The organism is Bradyrhizobium sp. F1.4.3 (genome assembly GCF_040548375.1).
Lineage (GTDB): Bacteria > Pseudomonadota > Alphaproteobacteria > Rhizobiales > Xanthobacteraceae > Bradyrhizobium.
On the sequence record NZ_JBEPRN010000027.1, the window covers coordinates 15500 to 33994 of the forward strand.

Here is an 18495-nt window from a genome sequence, read left to right on the forward strand (position 1 = left end):
ACAGACCGTTAGCTGCCCGCGAATGACACAGGCTTACAAATCCCGCTCTTCTTGAGACCGCCTTGTCTTTCTTTGGCTACGCCAGACTACGACGCAGATGTCGGTGCGGTTGAAGTGACGTTCGGATTGGCCCTTGTGTCAAGTCCATCATCGCTGGGGGCGATTCAGTCGTTTCGATTCCGAAATCGACGCTGCGCGTGCCGCGGTGCGCGGGCAGGTCCCGGCCGCAAATTGGGAGTGAACAAGCAGTGCAAGTCGATGGAGAGCTTGGAGGCCAGCCCATCTCGATTGTGAATCAAGCCGACAGCGATGCGCAGCCGAGCCCAAACGAAGGAGCGCGAACCAAGAAGGTCACCGTTCAGCTCTCCGAGACCATGTTACAGCGACTTGAAGTTGCGACCGAACGCCCGGGGCTCGGCAAGAGCATGGTCGTCGAGACGGCGCTTGACCGATTCCTGAATCCAGCACCGCCCATCGAGGGGCGCGTTCATGAGGCTCTGGACCGGATAAGTGGCCAGATGGCCAGGCTCGAGCACGAGATCGCGATCATCGCCGAGACCGTAGCCCTGCATGCGCGCTATCACCTCACCGTGACGCCGCCCATGCTGCCATCCGGGCAGCGGGAGGCGTGCCTGCTCGGGCAGCAGCGTTTCAAGGTATTGGCGGAGCAAGTCGAACGGCGGGTACGGCTCGGTCAGCCATTGATCCGGGAGACGATCGATCGGCTATGCAAGGGTAGTCGACCGGGCGGTGAAGCTCTTGGCGGCGCATCACAGCGCGCGGCAGAGCAACAGTCGAGTCAGGAAGGTCTGTCAGCAGTCGCGGCGGATGGAAACTCCGAGCCGAGCGCTGCCGCCGTGGAGGGCGGCAGCGCTCCAAACTTTCGAAACCTGCCCAACTCCTTTTGTTAGGCCGGCCGCCAGAAGCGTGCGGAAGGAGCTTGGGTCTCAAATATTGCCGGTGGCACGAGTTGAGCCAGTTCCTGTGTGGCGGCTCATCGCGTGCGTGTTTCTTCCCTTCGCGGCCGGGTACTACCTTTCGTACCTGTTCCGGACCATCAATACGCTCATTGCTGGCCGCCTCGCCTCTGATCTCGGCCTTGGCGCTGCCGATATCGGGCTGCTCACGTCAATCTATTTTCTGGTCGTTATGGCGGCCCAGATTCCGATCGGCATGTTACTTGATCGCTTTGGGCCGCGCCGGGTCCAGAGCGTGCTCTTGGCTGTTGCTGCAGGGGGTGCCGCGCTCTTTGGGCTATCGACGGGATTCCTGTCGCTTCTTTTTGCTCGCGCGATTGTCGGACTTGGCAGTGCAGCAGCCCTGATGTCCGGGCTGAAAATCATCGTCCTCTGGTTTCCAAGAGAACGAATGGCCCTCATCAATGGCTATATGATCATGCTGGGCTCATTGGGGGCCGTTACCGCAACGGCTCCTGCCGAGGTGCTGCTGGACTGGATCGGATGGCGGGGTCTATTCGGCGTGCTGGGCGCCGCAAGCGCGCTTGCTGCCATTTTGATCTATCTCGTGGTTCCCGAACGAACCACTGGGCCACAGGGTAACAGGACGCCCGCCACTCTGAAAACCGTCTACTCGGATGCGCGGTTCTGGAGAATGGCGCCCTTATCGGCGACCTGCATCGGGTCCGCTTGGGCACTGCAATCCTTATGGGCGGCGCCCTGGCTTTCCGATGTGGAGCGGCTGGATCGAACGAGACTCGTCAACGAATTGTTCGTGATGGCGGTCGCTCTGAGTCTCGGCGCTCTGGTCTTGGGCGTCCTTGCCAACTGGGTGCGCCGCCGGGCTAAGAAGAGCGAGGCTCTGTTTGGCTTGGTCGCGGCGATGTTGATTGTGGCGGAGCTTGTACTGATCCTGCATCCGCCCTTGCCATCACTCCTGCCGTGGTGCGTGCTGTCGATGGCCGGATCAGCCACTGCTCTGACCTACGCCATCATAGCGGATTATTTCCCGGCCGAGCTGGTTGCGCGCGCCAATGGCGGTCTGAATGTCCTGCAATTTGGCTGGGCTTTCATCGTGCAGTATGGGACGGGACTGATTCTGGAGCAATGGCCTCTGGAGGCGGGGCATTATCCTTTAACGGCCTATCAGACCGCGTTCGGTGTGAACGTTTTGCTGCAGGTGGCAGCGCTGGTCTGGTTCGCCGCCGTCCCCTGGCTCGAGCGGCGGAAACGGAAGGCTGGCGCTTCGGTCACACGTCAACCGGCGGGGGGTTGGAACTCGGTTGAGGTCGTTATTCCACCAGCCGAGCTTGCCATCCTGGAGGCGGACGACCATGCGGAATGGTGAAGCCGGGCTGGTGTCCCGGGTCACGATGGTCGGCGCGTGAAAGCGTTCGTCCCTAATCTTTCTTCTTCTACGCCAGACTACGATCTCGAAGTCCCGTGATCGTTTGCGCTGCCGATTGTTGGGTCACAGGTTGGCTGATCCGTGACATCCGCCGACCGCGGGGAGCCGGCCCTGCCTTCCCGACAGCGCTCGCACCGCTCAAAAGTCGTCCTTTCACCTCGGCTATGGTTCGAAAGGCCAAACAATAGGCACGATGAAATCCGACAAAAAATGGCGCTTCGGCACGGCATTTGGGCGTCTGCGCGTCACTCCTTGCATTAATCACTTTCGATATACCGGGTACTGTGCGCGGGAAAAATGCATAAATTGGAAGACAATGACTTGCTTGAACCGTTTCAATTAGAAGAAACGGAATAGGAACCGGGCATGGCAAACATTCCTAGCGAATACGCTTGGCATGTACAGTCGAAGAAGGTTGATCAGTGGTGACTTCGACCGGAGGACGTTGAGATCGCGATAGAGCCCCAGGAAGCTCGGCACGCTTCAATCCCACCCTAAATGAGTCAGATAGCCGCTTACGTCAGCGCCAAGAAAGCAGCTTCGATTTAGAATCCAAATCGCTGCCGCCTTCAGAGAAGCGCGCTTGGGTGCGATGTTCGATTTATTAAACACCCGCGATAAACTTCAAGGACTTACGGCATCGAAGAAAACGTCTGTTCAATGATAGCGGAAGTGATAGGCGTGTGTGTCGTTGACTTAAGGCGAGCTGGACAGCAACACAGTAGAGGCATGTATGGCTCGCAAACGTTTTGTATACCGCAGCTGGCTTTAGCCTGCTCGCTTCTGCAGTGATGCGAGCTCAGCCGAAGAAGTTTGATTAGGATAAGTCGGGTTATGCGATCCTCCACGCCTGCTGTCGACGATGTTGTCACGGTCCTCCTCTATGCTTTCGGCGCAGATGACCATGCCGCCTTCATCCACAAGCGCTTCCCCCACGTTCGCGTGCTGACAGCTAAGGATGCGGCGTCGCTCAACAAGCATGTAGCGGAGGCAGACGTTCTCGTCGCACACAGCTTTCCTGTCGCAGCCTTCGACAAAGCGCGGAGGTTGCGCTGGTTCCAGTGCGGCAGCGCAGGCGTCGACTCGGTCATGCCGCTCCGCGACCGCATCGGTGACCTCGTCGTCACCAACGTCCGAGGTATGCACGGCGAAGTCATCGCCGACTTCGTTATGGCGGGCATGACCATGATGCATTGGGACTTCTCGCGGTTCATGCGCGACCAGTCACTCAAGGAATGGCATCCGCGATCGATCGCACCGCTCGCGGAGCGGACGCTCGGCGTGGTCGGTCTCGGATCGATTGGCGCCGCCATCGCCCGCCGAGGCAAGAGCGCGGGTATGACCGTGATCGGCTCGAAACGCGATGTGAGCGAGCCGGTTCAGGGCGTCGACAGGCTCTTCCCGCCGGAGGGACTCGCCGAGCTCATGCGGCTCTCCGACTTCGTCGTCCTTGCTGTTCCGCATGTTCCGGAAACCGCCCAGCTAATCGGTCGCGAGCAGCTTCAGTTCATGCGGCGCGACGCCTTTCTGATCAACATCGCCCGCGGCGCGGTAATTGCGGAACGCGAGCTCATCGAGGCACTCGAGGCGGGCACTATTGCCGGAGCCCTCCTCGACGTATTCGAGCGAGAACCACTTCCAGCGGACAGCCCGCTCTGGACGATGCCCAACGTCATCGTCACTCCACATGTCGCCGGTTGGCTGAGCGACTACAACACTCGCGTTTTGGAGATCTTCAGCGACAATCTCCAGCGGTTCCTCGACAAGAAGCCGCTACGGAACGTGGTCGACCTGAAGCGAGGGTACTGACCAGCGCGCTCGGTGCTTCGAGACGATCGTGGTTTGGCGCAAGGGAAAAAGAGGAGATGAATATGCGTAACGTCGCCCCCCAAGAATGGGAGATCCGCTGCGATCTGGCTGCAGCCTATCGCCTGATTGCACACTTCGGCATGGACGACCTGATTTATACCCATTTGTCAGCACGCCTGCCTGGCAATGAGCATCGTTTCCTGCTCAATCGGTACGGCATGATGTTCGACGAAATCACGGCGTCAAGCCTGGTCGTCGTCGACCCCGAGGGACATGCGCTCGATAAGGAGCGAGTGTCCGAAATCAATAGCGCGGGTTTCACGATCCATTCTGCCGTGCACATGAGCCGTAATGACGCCCAGTGCGTCATGCACACACACACACACACTGGCCGGCATGGCGGTGGCCGCGCAGGAGCAGGGCCTGCTGCCGTTGAACCAAATGTCAATGGAGCTCTACGGCCGCATCGCCTATCACGATTTCGAGGGTATCGCGGATGATCTAGACGAGCGTGAAAGGCTGGCGCGTGATCTAGGCGACGCCGACGTGATGATTCTAAGACATCACGGCTTGCTCACGGTCGGGCGCACCGTGGCTGAGGCGTTCCACAATATGTACTACCTGGAGCAATCCTGCAGCATCCAGATCGCGGCCATGCAAGGCGGGCAAAAGATCACCCTGCCGCCTGATGAGGTCGTCGCTCACACGGCGGCGCAGAGCAGCCGGTATCGCGAGAGCAAGAGCTATGGTTCGCGCAGTTGGGCGGCGCTCAAACGCCGCCTCGATCGCATCAGTCCCGACTACGCGACTTGACGCGTCCTTGGAGGCGCGCTGCTGTAAAGGCCCTATAGTGCGAGCTCGACCGAAGAAATTTGGGGGCATCCTGCTCGGATCAGCGGTTCTGATGGCAACTTCAATCGACTGTTGAATTGGAGAACGACATGACTGCGCCGAACATCTAGCATCTGCCGATCGCGGACACCCACCATCTGTCCGCTAGCGCAGGCCGGTTGAGTTTCGTCGGCGGCGCGGGCGACTTCGACGCGGCGGGACGGATTCGCAATCCGGGCGATCTCGACAAACAGATCAAAGGCGCAATGACAAACGTGGCGGAGGCGCTTGCCAGCCAATCCGGCACGCTCGACGATGTGGTAAGCCTCAAGGCGCATTACACCTCCGATCGCGACGACTGGGAGGTGATCGCGGCACTGGCGCGCTTCTTCAAAATGGATCCCATGCCTGCGATCAGCACGGTGCCGGAGCCCTTGCAGCCTTTCTCCGGCCAGACGATCCAGATCCAGGCCATCGCAGCAGCGCAGTTGGCGGACGCATTCTGACGTCCGAGCGGTGCCGGGTCCGGTGTCGCCGCAGAGACAGGCTCTCTTCGGCGGCCGAATGGTCACAGGGGGCCTGCGCGCGGGCGAGTTCATCGCCGTTGCCAACCGAACGGCGGAGGACGCCGATGGCGTGGTGAACCATCCCGAGGACGGAGTGACCCAGAGCCATTTCATCATGGAGCGACACGCGGACACGCTGGCCGCGCTCGGTGCCTCGCTCCAGCACAGCGTCAAGCTGGAGGGCTACTACTTCGGCAACACACGCGAGCAATGGGCGCCGCTCTCCAAGGCGCGGGCGAGCCACTTCCGTGAGCCGGGGCCCGCCGGGACCGTGGTCCCCTGCCAACGCCGCAATCCAAAGGGCGCCTTGACCAAGGTTGAGGTCATGGCCATGCGTGAGCTACGAAACGGGTACGACAAGTACATCCCGCGTGAGGACCATTGGCCCGCGCGCGTGTGGGAGGCGCTTCGGTCACACGTCAACCGGCGGAAGGCTGGAACTCGGATGAGGTCGTTATTGCACCAGCCGAGCTCGCCATCCTGGAGGCGGACAATCATGCGGAGTGGTGAAGCCGGCCTGTCGCTGGGCTGATGTCCCGGGTGATGATGTTCGGCGCGTCGGAAGCGTTCGTCCCGAATCTTTCTTCTTCTACGCCAGACTACGATCCATTTGGTCCCATTGTTGCTGTCGCGCAGGTTCTGCTTTTTCTAGTTGTCCTCATGTGAGGCGGCTAGACGCTAGCTGCCTCACTCAACTAGGGGGCAGTCGTGGCGATCCATTCATTTCATTCGGAAGCCGAGTTGCGCGGAGCGCGCATGCTCCGCACGGCGCTGGGCTCGGCCATCGCAGGTTTTCTGGAAGATCCGTCGATCGTTGAGGTGATGCTGAACCCCGATGGCCGGCTGTGGATCGATCGGCTGTCGAGCGGCCTTACCGATACCGGCGAGAGTCTATCAGCTGCCGACGGCGAGCGAATTGTCCGGCTCGTCGCGCACTATGTGGGCGCCGAGGTTCACGCCGGCTCGCCCCGAATCTCGGCTGAGTTGCCGGAGACCGGGGAACGCTTCGAAGGCCTGCTGCCGCCGGTGGTTGCCGCGCCCGCCTTCGCGATCCGCAAACCCGCGGTCGCTGTCTTCGGTCTGGACGACTATGTCGCTGCCGGCATCATGGACTCGGCGCAGGCGAACGCGCTTCGTGATGCGGTTGCCGCGCGAAAGAACATCCTGGTCGCGGGCGGCACATCGACGGGCAAGACGACGCTGACGAATGCGCTTCTGGCGGAAGTGGCCAAAGGTTCGGATCGCGTCGTTCTCATTGAAGATACGCGGGAGCTTCAGTGCAGGGCACCGAACCTCGTGGCGCTGCGGACCAAGGATGGCGTCATCTCGCTGTCCGAACTTGTGCGCTCGTCGCTTCGTCTGCGCCCTGATCGTATCCCGATTGGCGAGGTGCGCGGGGCCGAGGCGCTCGACCTGCTCAAGGCCTGGGGGACGGGACATCCGGGCGGGATCGGCACGATCCACGCCGGCACCGCGCATGGCGCGCTCCGCCGGCTCGAGCAGCTCATCCAGGAGGCCGTCGTCACGGTCCCGCGCGCGCTGATCGCCGAGACCATCAACGTCATCGCCGTGCTCTCTGGCCGTGGTGCCGAACGGCGTTTGAGCGAACTCGCTTCTGTCACCGGGCTTGGACCATCAGGCGACTACAGCCTTTCGAAAATCGGAGATCAATCATGAACGCACCATCCACTCTCGGGCGAGGTTTCACATCAGTTGCGGCATTCGCTTGTCTGTACCTGGCCAGCGTGCCGGCCTGGGCCGCCGGCTCGAACATGCCCTGGGAACAGCCCCTCAACCAGATCCTGCAATCTGTCGAAGGACCCGTCGCCAAGATCATCGCGGTCATCATCATCATCGTGACGGGTCTCTCGCTCGCATTCGGCGACACGTCGGGCGGCTTCCGGCGGCTGATCCAAATCGTGTTTGGTCTGTCTATCGCATTTGCCGCCTCGAGCTTCTTCCTGTCGTTCTTCTCGTTCGGCGGCGGGGTGGTGATCTGATGGATGAGCCAGTCCCGGGTTTTATCGCCCCTGTCCACCGTGCGCTGACCGAGCCGATCCTGATGGGCGGGGCACCGCGATCGGTTGCCATTCTCAACGGCACATTGGCTGCAGCACTCGGCCTCGGTCTGCGCTTGTGGCTGGCCGGCCTTCTGCTGGCGTTCATCGGCCACATGGCCGCGGTCTGGGCCGCAAAACGCGATCCGGAATTCGTCGAAGTCGTGCGCCGGCACGTTCGTGTTCCCGGTCACCTCAGCGCTTGAGAATAGTCCCATGATGAATCTTGCCGAATACCGCCATTCAAACACGCGCCTTGCTGATTTCCTGCCCTGGGCTGCTCTGGTCGACGAGGGAATTATATTGAACAAGGACGGCTCGCTTCAGCGGACGGCGCGGTTCAGGGGGCCGGATCTCGACAGTTCCGTGCCGGCTGAGCTTGTTGCGGTCGCAAGCCGGCTGAACAACGCGCTCCGGCGTCTCGGATCGGGCTGGGCGGTTTTCGTCGAGGCGCAACGGCATTCGGCAGGGCGCTATCCGCCCGACACATTCCCGGATGTCGCATCCGCCTTGGTGGATGCGGAGCGCAAAGCGCAATTCGAGGAGGCCGGCAGCCATTATGAATCAAGCTACTACCTGACCTTCCTTTATCTGCCGCCTGCAGAGAGTGCAGCTGTGGCAGAGCGTCTCCTGTACGAGGGCGGCCATCGCAGCGCGGGAGCGGATGCGCGCGAGGTGCTGAGTGGCTTCGTCGACCGGACCAACCGCGTGCTGCAGCTCGTTGAGGGCTTTATGCCGGAATGCGGCTGGCTCGATGACGAGGCAACGCTCACCTACCTGCACTCGACGGTGTCGACCAAGCGGCATCGTGTTCGGGTGCCGGAAATCCCGATGTATCTCGATGCGCTGCTTGCCGATCAGCCGCTGACAGGCGGGCTTGAGCCGATGCTGGGTGACGCGCATGTGCGCGTCCTGACGGTTGTGGGGTTTCCGAGCGCGACCACGCCCGGAATTCTCGACGATCTGAACCGGCTGGCATTCCCGTACCGCTGGTCGACGCGGGCGATCATGCTCGACAAGACGGATGCTCTAAAGCTCCTGACCAGGATCAGGCGGCAATGGTTTGCCAAGCGCAAGTCGATTGCCGCGATCCTGAAGGAGGTGATGACGAACGAGGCGTCCACGCTTCTGGATACCGATGCCCACAACAAGGCGATGGATGCAGATAGCGCACTCCAGGAGCTCGGCTCGGATCAGATCGGAGAGGCCTTTGTGACGGCAACCGTCACGGTCTGGGACAGGGATCCGCACGCGGCGGACGAAAAGCTACGCCTCGTTGAAAAGGTGATCCAGGGCCGGGACTTTACCTCCATGACCGAGACAGTGAATGCCATTGAGGCCTGGCTCGGCAGCCTGCCGGGACAGGTCTATGCAAACGTGCGCCAGCCGCCGGTGTCGACGCTAAATCTCGCCCACATGATCCCGCTCTCTGCGGTCTGGGCGGGAGAGGTGAGGGACGACCATTTCAAGGCGCCTCCACTGTTCTTCGGCAAGACGGAAGGATCGACCCCTTTCCGCTTCTCGCTCCATGTCGGCGATGTCGGACACACTCTGATCGTTGGACCGACCGGCGCCGGGAAGTCGGTGCTGCTCGCGCTGATGGCGCTGCAGTTCCGGCGATATCCGCAAGCGCAGATCTTTGCATTCGATTTCGGTGGGTCGATCCGCGCGGCGGCGATCGCCATGGGAGGCGACTGGCATGATCTTGGCGGCGCGGTTGGCGGAGACTCGGCAGAATTCGTGGCGCTCCAGCCGCTTGCGCGCATCGATGATGTCGCGGAGCGCGGTTGGGCTGCCGATTGGATCGCATCGATTCTTGCGCGCGAGCGCATCGAGGTCACGCCCGAGACCAAGGATCATGTCTGGTCGGCCCTGACCTCCCTCGCCTCGGCGCCAGTTCGGGAGCGGACGCTGACCGGCTTGTCCGTTCTTCTGCAATCCAATGCCTTGAAGCGCGCGCTGCAACCCTATTGCCTCGGCGGTCCGTTTGAGCGGCTGCTGGATGCCGAAGGTGAGCGGCTGGGAGAGACTTCCGTCCAGGTGTTTGAGACTGACGGGTTGATCGGGACAGGTGTCGCGCCGGCGGTTCTCTCCTATTTGTTCTACCGGATTGAGGATCGCTTCGACGGCCGTCCGACCCTTCTCATCATCGATGAGGGCTGGCTTGCGCTGGACGATGCCGATTTTGCCGGCAAGCTCCGCGAATGGCTAAAGACGCTGCGCAAGAAGAACGCCTCCGTCGTGTTTGCGACCCAGTCGCTGGCCGATATCGATGGCTCCGCAATTGCGCCCGCAATTATCGAGAGCTGCCCGACCCGGATCCTGCTTCCCAATGACCGCGCGATCGAGCCGCAAATCATGGCGATCTACCGGCGCTTTGGACTGAATGACCGGCAGATCGAGATCCTTGCTCGTGCGACGCCCAAGCGCGACTACTACTGCCAGTCGCGCCGGGGCAACCGGCTGTTCGAGCTCGGCCTTGGTGAGATCGCGCTGGCTTTTGCGGCCGCGTCGTCCAAGACCGACCAGACTCTCATCGAGCGGGTTCTTGAGGAGCACGGACGAGACGATTTCGTCGCCGGCTGGCTCAAGACGCGCGACCTCGGCTGGGCCTGCAATCTCATTCCGCAGCTTGCCAAGGAAGGTGGCTTGTCATGAAACGTCTCCGTCCGCTTTTGGCAGTGAGTATCGTCGCCGTGGCGCTGGCCCAGGCGCCCCGGGAAGGAAAGGCACAGTGGATCGTGTTCGATCCCAACAACTACGTGCAAAATGTGCTGACCGCCGCGCGCGAGCTGCAGCAGATCAACAACCAGATCACATCGCTGCAAAACGAAGCGCAGATGTTGATCAATCAGGCGAAGAACCTGGCGAGCCTGCCGTATTCGTCGTTGCAGCAGCTCGAGCAATCGATTCAGCGCACGCAGCAGCTGCTCAGTCAAACGCAGCGCATTGCCTACGATGTCCAGCAGATCGATCGCGCGTTCTCGACAACTTATGCGCCGGCATCCGCGAGCATGTCCAATGGGCTCCTCGTCGCCAACGCCCAGACACGCTGGCAGAATGCGGTTGCCGGGCTGCAGGACGCCATGCGGGTGCAGGCAACCGTCGTCGGCAATCTCGATACCAACCGCACCCAGATGTCGGCCCTGGTCACGGCGAGCCAGGGCGCCTCAGGTGCTCTGCAGGCAAGTCAGGCCGGCAACCAGCTCCTTGCGCTTCAAGCCCAGCAGCTTGCTGATCTCACCGCGACCGTGGCCGCGCAGGGGCGCGCACAAACGCTCGAAGCCGCGCAGAGAGCAAGTGCCCAGGATCAGGGGAGGGAGCAGATGCGGCGCTTTCTGACCCAGGGTCAGGGCTATCAACCGACAACCGTGCAGATGTTCCACTGATGATGAACAACAGATTTGAACGGCTGCCGATGGCGGTGGCAGTTAGCCTCACAGTCCTGGTCGTCGCCGCCTGCGCCATTCGCCTGCGCGGCGACGACAGCGCGACCCAATCTTCCGCGTCGCTCGCTGCGAAGCCCGATCCGGCGGCGGCAAAGCTCGAGCAATGCCGCACCGTCACCTACGAGCAGAGTGATGCTCTGCTCGAATGCCAGAGGATCTGGGCGGAACGGCGCAGCCAGTTCCTGGGGAAAAGCGGATCGGCAAACGGTTCGGATAGCAATGCGGGCACGGCGCCATTTTCCTCGCCTGTGCCGCGCAAAAGCCGCCTGCCGTCCCTCTCACCCTCCATTCCAAGCCAAAGCGAGTGAGCAATGGGCGGCACCTCCGTCATCGACCAGTTTCTGGAAACCTTCACCCGCTACATCGATTCCGGATTTGGCCTGGTCGGGGGCGAAGTCGGATATCTCGCCACGACGTTAGCTGCAATCGACCTCACGCTTGCGGGCCTGTTCTGGTCCCTCGGAAGTGATGAGGAGATTCTTGCCCGGCTCGTCAAGAAAACCTTGTTTGTCGGTGTCTTCGCCTACCTGATTGGTAACTGGAACAGCCTTGCCCGCATCGTCTTCGAGAGCTTTGCTGGTCTTGGCCTCAAGGCCTCGGGCACGAGCCTGTCATCGGCAGATTTCTTGCGGCCTGGTCGCATCGCGCAAGTGGGGCTCGATGCCGGCCGTCCAATCCTGGACTCCATCTCGGGCCTGATGGGGTATGTCAGCTTCTTCGAAAATTTCGTCCAGATCGCCGTCCTGCTGTTCGCCTGGATCGTGGTGCTGCTCGCCTTCTTTATCCTCGCCATCCAGCTCTTCGTCACGCTGATCGAGTTCAAGCTGACGACGCTTGCAGGTTTCGTCCTGATCCCCTTCGGCCTGTTCGGCAAGACCGCCTTTGCGGCCGAACGGGTGCTGGGCAACGTCATCTCCTCCGGCATCAAGGTTTTGGTCCTTGCCGTCATCGTCGGCATTGGATCGACGTTATTCTCGCAGTTCACGGCAGGTTTCGGCGGCAACCAGCCGAGCATCGAGAACGCGATGGCGCTGGTGCTCGGCGCGCTCGCCTTGTTGGGCCTCGGCATTTTCGGACCCGGGATTGCCAACGGCATCGTCTCCGGAGGTCCGCAGCTCGGTGCAGGCAGCGCCGTCGGGACGGGACTTGCCGCCGGTGGAGTCGTTGCGGCTGGCGCTGGCATTGCGGCCGGCGCTGCCGGTCTCGCCGGCGGCGCGATTGCAGGCTCGCTACGAGGTGGAAGCGCGATTGCAAGCGGCACCATGAGCGTGTTTCGGGCGGGGAGTCAGTCCGGCTCCGAGGCCAGCGCGTCCGGCGCCGCAAGTCCCTTGCGTTCGGTCGCAGCTGGTCTTGGTGGACCGACGAGCGATGCCGGTAAGGGGGAGGGGGATTCCTCGAGAGCTTCCGACAGTGCGCCCGCCTGGGTTCGGCGCATGAAGCGAGCGCAGACGATCAGCCATGGCGCATCAGCGGTAACCCACGCGGTCCGTTCGGGTGATCACGGAGGCGGCGGCGGATCTGTCGACCTCTCGCAAGAGGATCGCTGAGGTTTCTGATCGGCCAATTCCGTTTTCTCACCCGTCACTTGAGGTTCAAGCAATGTTCAAACGATCGGCCGTTCACTATGGCCGCACCCCAGAAGCCGTCACACCCTATCAACGCGCAGCCCAGGTCTGGGATGATCGCATTGGGTCTGCGCGCGTGCAGGCCAAGAACTGGCGCCTGATGGCCTTTGGCTGCCTCTTCTTATCAGCCGGCTTTGCCGGCGCCCTGGTCTGGCAATCCGCTCACGGGACGATCACGCCCTGGGTGGTCGAGGTCGATCAATTGGGGGAGGCGAAAGCCGTTGCTCCGGCAAACGCCAGCTATCAACCGACCGATCCGCAACTAGCCTTTCACCTGGCGCGCTTCATCGAGCATGTGCGCGGCCTGCCGATGGACGCCATCGTCCTACGCGAAAACTGGCTCCGCGCCTACGACTTTACAACCGATCGCGGCGCGGCCGCACTGAATGACTACGCCCGCAACAACGATCCCTTCGCCAAGCTCGGCAAGACGCAAATTGCGATCGAGGTCTCGAGCGTCATCCGGGCTTCGCCTGAGAGCTTTCGCCTCGCCTGGGTCGAGCGGCGCTACGACAACGGTCAGCTTGCCGCAACCGAGCGGTGGAGCGCGATCGTTAGCGTCATCGTGGAGATGCCGCGCGATCTCGATCGCCTCCGCAAGAATCCGCTTGGTATCTATGTCAACGCCATCAACTGGTCGAAGGAGCTGGGCTAGTCATGCTGTCAGGTCTCATTGCGTCACAGAGGGTCCGCCCGAGCCTGGCTCTGGCTCTCGCTATTGGTGTGTCCACCCTTGGCGGGTGCACCACGTTCAAGCCGCCGCAAATCAGCTATGATAGCGATGTCCCGCCGGCTCCAGATCTGCCGGCGCTTGCCGACGATCGGTCGCGGCCGCTGCACGTCCCACCGGCCTGGAAGGCGGCGCGCGGCGGCAAGAACGCGGAAGCCAAGGAGCCGATTGAACGGATTGAGACCGCGAATGACGCCGCACGTGTGCAGCCGCGGAAGGCTGGCTACTTCAATGCGGTGCAGGTGTTTTCGTATAGTCCGGGCGCTCTCTATCAGGTCTATGCCGCGCCGGGGCAGATCACCGACATCGCCTTGGAGCCGGGCGAGCAACTGATCGGGTCGGGACCAGTTGCCGCGGGTGATACCGTGCGCTGGGTGGTCGGCGACACCGAAAGCGGCAGCGGCGACACGCGACGTGTGCACATCATGGTGAAGCCGACACGACCGGCGATCGAGACCAATCTCGTCGTCAACACGGACCGGCGCACTTACCTGATCGAGCTCCGCTCCCGGGAAAAGCCCTACATGCCACAGGTCGCGTGGTTCTATCCGGAGGATCGGACCGCGCGTGGTCGAGCTCTGCCGCCCACACCCGTCATCCCGGACCAGGCGCAGCGCCGTTACCGCTACGCCATCGAGGGAGACAGCCCGCCCTGGCGTCCTGTCAATGCCTATGACGATGGGCGCAAGGTCTACATCGAGTTTTCGCCCGGCGTCGGCCAAGGCGAGATGCCGCCGCTGTTCGTGATCGGGCCTGATGGCAAGACCGAGCTCGTCAACTATCGCGCTTACGGCAATGTGCTGATCGTCGACCGGCTGTTCGCGGCCGCGGAACTGAGGCTCGGCGAGGAGCACCAGCAGAAGGTCAGGATCGTCCGAACCGACGGGAGGTCGCTGTGACAGAGACCGGCCAGCCGAATGACACACCCAAGGACGCTCCTCGGGTTAAGCCGCCGGAAAATATCGCCGAAACCCTTCGGCTCCGGCCAGATCGGCCGCAAGTTACGCGCCTATCGCGCAAGGTGCTTGCGGGCGGCAGCGCTCTTTTGCTGGTGCTCATCTCTGGTGCGGTGTTCTGGGCTCTGCAGGAGAAGCGATCACGCACGCCGGCCACCGAGGAGCTTTACGCGACCGACCACCACAATGTCGCCGATCAGCTTGCAACCTTGCCGAAGGATTATACCGAGATCCCGAAGGAGGTGCCGCGTCTTGGACCACCTTTACCCGGCGATCTTGGCCGGCCGATCGTTGCAGCACAGGGCGCGTCGACGTCGAGCCCGCTCGGTGTTGACGCTGAACAGCAGCGCGTCAATCAGGAGAGCGAGGCGGCACGCACCAGCAAGGTGTTTGCCAGCACGAACGTCCGCGCACAGGCCGCTGTCACATCGGCAAGTGAAGCCCCATCAAATGCAGCGCCATCAAATGCAGCGCCATCATCCGACGAAGCATTTGCCCAGAATGGCCAGGATCGAAAACTTGCGTTCGTCAGTGCTTCCGTTGACCGTCGAACCACCAGTCCCGATCGCCTGGCAAGACCGGTCTCTCCCTTTGTGGTCCAGGCGGGAACGGCCATTCCGGCTGCTCTTATCACGGGGATTCGGTCCGACCTGCCTGGGCAGATCACGGCCCAAGTCACAGAAGCGGTATATGATTCTCCTACCGGGCGAGCTCGCCTTATCCCGCAAGGAGCCCGGTTGATCGGGACGTATGATAGTCAAGTCGCATTTGGCCAATCGCGCGTGCTCCTGGTGTGGACGCGCCTCATCATGCCAAACGGACGGTCGATCGTCCTGGAGCGGCAGCCGGGCGCAGATGTCGCGGGCTACTCTGGGCTTGAGGATGAGGTCGACAACCATTGGAAGGAGCTGTTGGGGGCCGCTGCGCTTTCGACGCTGCTCGCCGTCGGCACCGAGGTGAATTCCGGATCGGATACGGGGAGCACCAACAGCGACCTCATCGCTGCGCTCCGCCGTGGCGCGGGGGACTCGATGAACCAGACGGGCCAGCAGGTGGTCCGCCGCAATCTCAACATCCAGCCGACCTTGACGATTCGTCCGGGATTTCCGGTGCGGGTGATAGTCAATCGCGACCTGATGCTCGAACCATATAGAGGGTGAGGTACTATGGCCAAGCTTAAACTTGGAGCGCTCGAGGACGATAAGCCGATCAAGATTACGCATGAACTCCCGGCGAGCGTCCACAGGGATCTCGTAGCGTATTGCGAAATTCTGGCACAGGAAACGGGGCAACCGGTCCAGGATCCGGCCAAACTGATTGCACCGATGTTGGCGCGGTTCATGGCGGCGGACCGGAATTTCCGCAAGGCTCGACGCGCGCGTCAACGTCCGAGCGGAGGCGAGGGGTAGCGCTCAGAAAGCAAGTTCAAGAAGGCAGCCAACGCGGGGTTTTCGTTGTCGTGTCGCCAGTATGCCGAAAAGTCGAATCGGCTCGGGCCGGCTCCGTCGCGCAATTCGCGGTAGACGAGGCCTGCATAGTTGATGCCCATGTCGGATTCCAGCACCAGGCTGATTCCTGTGTTCATCCTGATCAGGCTCTTGATGATACCGCGGCTGACGTCGTGGCGCTCGAGTTTAGGACGGTCCTCAGGCGACACGAGCTTGGAAATCAGAAGATCTTCAAACTCTTTTCCCGGATCGTAATGGCTCAGCAGGACCGTCTCGCCGCGCAGGTCAGTCCAATAGACTGTGTCGCGCGCGGTGAGGGGATGATCATGGGGTAAGGCGACCAGAACACGTTCGCTCCACAGCGGCATCACTCGGTTGTCGAGTAACGGCAGGTTCCCTGTGACGATCAAGATATCGAGAACGCCGTTGCGAAGTGCCGTCGCGAGGCGTGTTCGTGATTTCTCGATCGTCACAAGCTCGATTTGCGGGAATCGCTGCTTGAAATCCAGCAAGGACGTCTGCAGGTTGCCAATGGAAAGTGAGGTGCAGAGCCCGACACTCAGCCGGCCAGCCTCGCTGTTCCGTACAGCCCTCGCGGTCGCGATGAGAGCATCGAACTCCTCCAGAATTGTCCTTGCCAGGCGAAGAACACTGCGGCCTGCCTGCGTGGGGCGCACACCACCGCTGAAGCGCTCAAAAACCGCAATTCCCAGGTGATATTCGATCTCGCTGATTCTGCGGCTGAGACTCGATTGTTGGGTTCTCAGCAATTCCGCCGCTTGACGGAGGCTGCCACAATCAGCCGCAGCCACGACCGATTGCAGGTGTTTCAGTTCGATTGCCTTGCTGGCTTGAAGGGAGGGCGTTGATCGACGTGGTTTGTGCATCGTAAGTCTTAAGCAGATGGGCTTTCCGCTCCAATGCGCAGCGATGCCCCGGATTGTACTTGCTTCCAGATCCTAGGCGGCCGCTCGGATGACTGGAGCCCAGAGCACCGGACCTGAGATGTGTCCCGCTTTGCGGATGCGATGCAACGCTTCGGGCGAGACCTCCAGGTACCCAGCAATGGCCGTGGTGTTTCCGAGAGGACGAGCTTTTCCGATTTTGCGGAGCGGCCAGCCCGCGCGCCGAAGAATGCGTTCCATCCGGGCGTCAGTGACGGTAATGATTTCGGTCAATTCAATCGAAAGGCCGAATTCAATCATGCCCGCAAACAACTCGTAAGTAGCAGCAGCAAGTCCACCACTTGCCTTCGGCGCATCCGGAGGAACATCGAGCGCGAATCGACTGCTCTCCCAGATCCGGTCGCTTCGTGGCGCCGGCTGGCCGTCCAGAAGGATCGGGAAGGTGTCTCTCAGCATGGTTGGGCCGGTCGAAGGCAGAAGCCGGACGCAACCCTGAAGACGTCCAGCGTTCGAGCGGTTCAGGAGGTGCACGGGTCGAAGGACATCAAACTCGTCGACTTCCATCTCGCCGCTGACCTCGACGTTCCAGTCCAGGCGCTGTTTGAAAACGCGATACCGCAGCCGGTGCATCTCGGTGAGATCGTCGACGAATTCGCCGTAGTACTCCGGCGTGATGAGCTGCATCATTCTTGCCTCCTTGCCTTGCTTCAGGCAAGCAAGCAGAGAGGGCAGGAGAGCACATCCTGTGGAGTTGCACAGGTACTTGCAGCTTGTGGTTGATCTATTTTCGAGATTTTGACTCGGTCAACAGCACGATCGCTTGACGAAGCGAGCTGACGCCAAGCTTCGCGCGCGCGTTATCCAGGTGAAATCCCGCGGTTCGCTCTGCGATGCTGAGAATGATCCCAATCTCCCCAGCTGATTTGCCGCGCGCGGACCATTCGAGACACTGGTACTCGCGAGGAGACAGCACCACCCCACCGACCATGCGATCTATCGTCCAGAAGCGTTTTGCATGTGCATGGAAAAACGTTGCGATTAACCGCAGGCTCTGGGCGTGCTCGATCAGCGAGCGCTCGAAACCAGTTCGACGATCGTCGCTTGCAAAGCTCAGCGCGGCGATCGCGCCCTTGTCATCGTGGATAGGGAATGTAAATCCGCAGCGAATCCCAAATTTGGCGGCTTCTTCGAATAGAGCGCGTTCTGCCTCCGACCGATTTCCCGCTTCCAATCCAAGGCCCCATTGGAAGGGCTTAGGCTGGCGCATCGCCCGACGTACCACCGGATCGACGGATTCGTAGCCGCGCTGCAGATAGATGGCGGTCCAGGAGGGTGGATATGTTGAGATCAGATTGGGAGCACTGCCCGGCCTACGGGAAAAAGCGAGATATGCGAAGCACGACAGTTCGAGCGCAGCGGCCACCTCTGCCATGCTCTGCTGAGCTGCGTCTCGATGCGTGCTTTCGGTCAATTGTTCAGCAAATCTTTGAAAAACTCGATCCATGGCGCACGAGCCCACGGGCGTCCCTCGTAGGCGCTCCTTGCATTATCGGATCGAGCATCACTGCGAATGGGGCGAAACAACGAAGAAGTCGATCTATTTCGGCTTCGATCGATCTTGATCGCGAACCCTACATCGGGTGGTTGAGGCGTATCGGGTTGGCCGAGTACTCGCGCTCAAGTTGTGATATCATCGCGACCAAGTCCGCGAGCTCCGTCGTCTGTCTGAAATCCTGCAAGAAGGCGCCGAAGATC

The 18495-nt window shown here is 61.3% G+C and carries 19 protein-coding genes and 1 pseudogene; 17 read left to right on the plus strand and 3 right to left on the minus strand.

Annotation, left to right across the window (positions count from 1 at the left end):
• The first annotated feature begins 248 nt into the window (after nucleotides 1–248).
• The 17 genes and pseudogenes from ABIB73_RS35880 to ABIB73_RS35965 all read left to right on the plus strand — a co-directional run bounded on the left by ABIB73_RS35880 (nucleotide 249) and on the right by ABIB73_RS35965 (nucleotide 15796).
• A complete protein-coding gene (locus tag ABIB73_RS35880) occupies nucleotides 249–911 on the plus strand; it encodes a ribbon-helix-helix domain-containing protein (protein ID WP_354231990.1) in 663 nt (220 codons plus the stop codon).
• Nucleotides 912–984: 73 nt separating this feature from the next.
• Nucleotides 985–2304, plus strand: coding sequence for an MFS transporter (locus ABIB73_RS35885; protein ID WP_354231992.1), 1320 nt, complete (start codon nucleotides 985–987; stop codon nucleotides 2302–2304).
• Between the two features lie 894 nt (nucleotides 2305–3198).
• Nucleotides 3199–4173 (plus strand): D-2-hydroxyacid dehydrogenase, encoded by a 975-nt coding sequence (locus ABIB73_RS35890; RefSeq protein ID WP_354231994.1) that lies wholly within the window; start codon nucleotides 3199–3201, stop codon nucleotides 4171–4173.
• A 56-nt stretch (nucleotides 4174–4229) separates the two neighbouring features.
• Nucleotides 4230–4986, plus strand: a pseudogene (locus tag ABIB73_RS37675) (class II aldolase/adducin family protein).
• A gap of 197 nt (nucleotides 4987–5183) precedes the next feature.
• Entirely contained in the window at nucleotides 5184–5510 is a 327-nt protein-coding gene (locus ABIB73_RS35905; RefSeq protein ID WP_354231998.1) for a RidA family protein, read from the plus strand.
• Nucleotides 5511–5568: 58 nt separating this feature from the next.
• Nucleotides 5569–6102 (plus strand): RidA family protein, encoded by a 534-nt coding sequence (locus ABIB73_RS35910; RefSeq protein ID WP_354232000.1) that lies wholly within the window; start codon nucleotides 5569–5571, stop codon nucleotides 6100–6102.
• A gap of 224 nt (nucleotides 6103–6326) precedes the next feature.
• The gene (gene trbB / locus ABIB73_RS35915; RefSeq protein ID WP_354232002.1) at nucleotides 6327–7247 is read left to right on the plus strand and encodes a P-type conjugative transfer ATPase TrbB; all 921 of its coding nucleotides are present in this window, start codon (nucleotides 6327–6329) and stop codon (nucleotides 7245–7247) included.
• The gene (locus ABIB73_RS35920) at nucleotides 7244–7570 is read left to right on the plus strand and encodes a TrbC/VirB2 family type IV secretion system protein (RefSeq protein ID WP_354232004.1); all 327 of its coding nucleotides are present in this window, start codon (nucleotides 7244–7246) and stop codon (nucleotides 7568–7570) included. Before trbB ends, ABIB73_RS35920 begins: the two co-directional genes overlap by 4 nt.
• Nucleotides 7570–7833: a VirB3 family type IV secretion system protein gene (locus ABIB73_RS35925; protein WP_354232006.1), complete on the plus strand. Its 264-nt coding sequence runs from the start codon at nucleotides 7570–7572 to the stop codon at nucleotides 7831–7833. The genes ABIB73_RS35920 and ABIB73_RS35925 overlap by 1 nt, the downstream gene beginning before the upstream one ends.
• Nucleotides 7834–7843: 10 nt before the next feature.
• Nucleotides 7844–10285, plus strand: a complete 2442-nt coding sequence (gene trbE / locus ABIB73_RS35930) for a conjugal transfer protein TrbE (protein WP_354232008.1) — start codon at nucleotides 7844–7846, stop codon at nucleotides 10283–10285.
• A complete protein-coding gene (gene trbJ / locus ABIB73_RS35935; protein WP_354232010.1) occupies nucleotides 10282–11016 on the plus strand; it encodes a P-type conjugative transfer protein TrbJ in 735 nt (244 codons plus the stop codon). The genes trbE and trbJ overlap by 4 nt, the downstream gene beginning before the upstream one ends.
• Nucleotides 11016–11384, plus strand: a complete 369-nt coding sequence (gene trbK-alt, locus ABIB73_RS35940; protein ID WP_354232012.1) for a putative entry exclusion protein TrbK-alt — start codon at nucleotides 11016–11018, stop codon at nucleotides 11382–11384. The genes trbJ and trbK-alt overlap by 1 nt, the downstream gene beginning before the upstream one ends.
• Before the next feature lie 3 nt (nucleotides 11385–11387).
• Entirely contained in the window at nucleotides 11388–12623 is a 1236-nt protein-coding gene (gene trbL / locus ABIB73_RS35945; protein WP_354232014.1) for a P-type conjugative transfer protein TrbL, read from the plus strand.
• Between the two features lie 52 nt (nucleotides 12624–12675).
• Complete coding sequence (trbF, locus tag ABIB73_RS35950) at nucleotides 12676–13356, plus strand: conjugal transfer protein TrbF (RefSeq protein WP_354232045.1); 681 nt, start codon at nucleotides 12676–12678, stop codon at nucleotides 13354–13356.
• A 2-nt stretch (nucleotides 13357–13358) separates the two neighbouring features.
• A complete protein-coding gene (gene trbG / locus ABIB73_RS35955) occupies nucleotides 13359–14330 on the plus strand; it encodes a P-type conjugative transfer protein TrbG (RefSeq protein ID WP_354232016.1) in 972 nt (323 codons plus the stop codon).
• Nucleotides 14327–15547 carry a TraB/TrbI/VirB10 family type IV secretion system protein gene (locus ABIB73_RS35960; protein WP_354232018.1) on the plus strand — a complete coding sequence of 407 codons (1221 nt, stop codon included), beginning with the start codon at nucleotides 14327–14329 and terminating at the stop codon, nucleotides 15545–15547. Before trbG ends, ABIB73_RS35960 begins: the two co-directional genes overlap by 4 nt.
• A gap of 6 nt (nucleotides 15548–15553) precedes the next feature.
• Nucleotides 15554–15796 carry a DUF2274 domain-containing protein gene (locus ABIB73_RS35965; protein ID WP_354232020.1) on the plus strand — a complete coding sequence of 81 codons (243 nt, stop codon included), beginning with the start codon at nucleotides 15554–15556 and terminating at the stop codon, nucleotides 15794–15796.
• Here the strand turns inward: ABIB73_RS35965 and ABIB73_RS35970 are convergent.
• From ABIB73_RS35970 to ABIB73_RS35980, 3 genes are all read right to left on the minus strand, one after another.
• Complete coding sequence (locus tag ABIB73_RS35970) at nucleotides 15769–16722, minus strand: LysR family transcriptional regulator (protein ID WP_354232021.1); 954 nt, start codon at nucleotides 16720–16722, stop codon at nucleotides 15769–15771. The genes ABIB73_RS35965 and ABIB73_RS35970 overlap by 28 nt on opposite strands.
• Nucleotides 16723–16794: 72 nt before the next feature.
• Entirely contained in the window at nucleotides 16795–17427 is a 633-nt protein-coding gene (locus ABIB73_RS35975; protein ID WP_354232023.1) for an acyl-homoserine-lactone synthase, read from the minus strand.
• 94 nt (nucleotides 17428–17521) lie between these two features.
• Nucleotides 17522–18244, minus strand: a complete 723-nt coding sequence (locus tag ABIB73_RS35980) for a helix-turn-helix transcriptional regulator (protein ID WP_231144076.1) — start codon at nucleotides 18242–18244, stop codon at nucleotides 17522–17524.
• Nucleotides 18245–18495: the final 251 nt, after the last annotated feature.